At 72.3% G+C, this 238-nt stretch carries 1 pseudogene; it reads left to right on the top strand.

Annotated elements, in window-relative coordinates:
- Positions 1-211, top strand: a pseudogene (locus tag RMT89_RS45310) (hypothetical protein); the annotation flags it as partial.
- Positions 212-238: the final 27 nt, after the last annotated feature.

The raw sequence follows: 238 nt of genomic DNA, 5'->3' as shown, positions 1-238 counted from the left end.
CGCGGGGATAGCAGGCTATGCCTATCTGGGCGACATGGAGCCGCAGCGCAGCGAAACCCGCGTCCCGGTCGAGCTTGACCTGGGCGGCGCGACCACCGTGCCGCCGTCGGCGGGCGGGTCCGATGCCGCGTCCCAGACCTCTGCGCAAGCCCCGGCAGAGGCCGCCGATCAGGCCGCGACGCCGGCTGAGGGGGAAAATGCCCTCGACTGACCCCCTGAGATCGCTTCGTTCCGGCCC

It is taken from the genome of Streptomyces sp. P17 (assembly GCF_032436805.1).
In the GTDB taxonomy this organism is placed as follows: domain Bacteria; phylum Actinomycetota; class Actinomycetes; order Streptomycetales; family Streptomycetaceae; genus Streptomyces.
This window is presented reverse-complemented; position numbering and strand designations above follow the sequence as displayed.